This is a genomic window from Metapseudomonas boanensis (assembly GCF_018704125.1).
Classification (GTDB): domain Bacteria; phylum Pseudomonadota; class Gammaproteobacteria; order Pseudomonadales; family Pseudomonadaceae; genus Metapseudomonas; species Metapseudomonas boanensis.
Genome location: NZ_JAGTIS010000048.1, coordinates 1 through 1664 on the forward strand (window position 1 = coordinate 1; position 1664 = coordinate 1664).

Below are 1664 nucleotides of genomic sequence, written 5' to 3' on the forward strand. Positions count from 1 at the left end.
CGGTGCCGGCACCAACGCACAGCTCGGGGCGCTGCTCGCGCAGGAGGCGGATGGCGGCGAGGCCATGCTCCGAGCGCAGGGTGACTTCCAGGGTGCGCAGGCCACCGGCGGCGAGGGCATCGGCCAGCGGCAGGATGTCCTGTTCACGCTCGATGGTAATCACCGGCAGGATACGCGCAGCGTCACAGAGCTGGTCGATCAGGGCAACCTTGTCGACCATGCTGGGAACGGTTTCGCGATGGCTGGCCCGGCTGAGGGGAATGCTGATCATGGACGGTCCTTCGGGCTCAGGGCACCGGTAGAATCTCAGTAAGTGTGTAAAGCAACATGGCCAGTGGCAGATTCAAGGCTAGACGCAAGGCGTTTGTTGATATTTAACCTATCAAACAGACCTTTTACGTTGTTTATAAACCTGACAACTCAACACAATGTAGTAATACTAACAACATTTGCTAGGCCAGATCACCCCTCCCGGCTGGAAATTTATCAAGAGCAGCAAGTCAGCTCGGCCACCAGCGTCCGGCCTGGCCCGAACCCGCCGGTAGCAAGCGCTCGAGCCTCAATGCAGGTATTCAGGAGCGGGACCTAGTTGAGACTGGCCTATCTGCCCGGCCAGTCCCCGGGCACGGTTTCAGCCCACCCTGGCTTTCAAGCTCAGTCGGGCCTCTTCACCGGGTGCAAGGGTCAGGCTGTCCTGGCCACAGGCTGCCGCTTCCACGGCGACAAACCCCAAGCCTTCAGCCCAGCTCACATCACTGAGCGGCTGAGTTCCGGGATGCCAGACCACGGTGTTGGCATTGTCACCCCCATCGATGCAGATACGCCGCTGCCAGCCAGCATCCTGGATAGTTACCTTGCCGCCCCGGCGGAACACGCGGTGGCAGCCATCGAGGATGCGCAGCTCGCCTTCCTGTCTGCATGGCTCGCGGGCCAGCAGGTCGCGGCCTTCGGCGCCGTCCAGGCCGAGCAGCCCGACCCGCGCCACATCCGACACCCGCCAATAGGCATGCAGCGCATGGCTGAGCACGCAGGCTTCACTGTCGCGGTGACGGGTGGTGAGTCGCAGGTGCATCTCATCGCCCAGTTCCGCCTCCAGCTCCACGACCCAGTCGTGCAGTTCCAGCCGCCAGTTCAGGCGCACGCCGGTGGCGTCCGCCTCCTTGCCGGTCAAGCGCCAGTCGCTCAACCGCGCCCAGCCGTGGTGCGGCCAGCCGCTCTCCATTGGGTGACGGCCGAACCAGGGCCAGCACACTGGCACGCCACCACGGATGGCGCCGATCTTCGGCCAGCGCGCGGCGCACCAGAGCAACGGGCGCTCGCCACGCGGCTGGAAGTGCAGCAACTGCCCGCCCTGGCGGCTGAACACCGCCGTGCAACGCGGGTGCTCCACCAGCAGGAGCTCGCGCCCCTGATGCTCAGCCCAACGAAACGGCTGACCGTCGACTGGCCGCAGCAGCGCCAACAGAGGGGAATCGAGACACTCCCCTTCCTGGGCTTTCTGCAAGCCGACGCGGCGCCGCTCCTCCTGCAAGGCCACCTTCACTTCAGGCCCTCCAGGTTGCGGGTGAAGGCGCTGGCACCCTGCTCGGCCGAGCTGAAGGCCTCGCGCATGAAGGCGAACAGTTCGCGCCCGGTGCCGACGTTGGCCTCCAGGTCCCAGAGAG

The 1664-nt window shown here is 64.9% G+C and carries 1 protein-coding gene and 1 pseudogene; both read right to left on the reverse strand.

All coding sequences use genetic code 11. The features are described 5' to 3' along the window. Positions 1-271 (reverse strand): annotated as a pseudogene (locus J7302_RS26220) (bifunctional 4-hydroxy-2-oxoglutarate aldolase/2-dehydro-3-deoxy-phosphogluconate aldolase); the annotation flags it as partial. A 360-nt stretch (positions 272-631) separates the two neighbouring features. Then, complete coding sequence (locus J7302_RS26225; protein ID WP_394359116.1) at positions 632-1504, reverse strand: D-hexose-6-phosphate mutarotase; 873 nt, start codon at positions 1502-1504, stop codon at positions 632-634. Positions 1505-1664 lie beyond the last annotated feature (160 nt).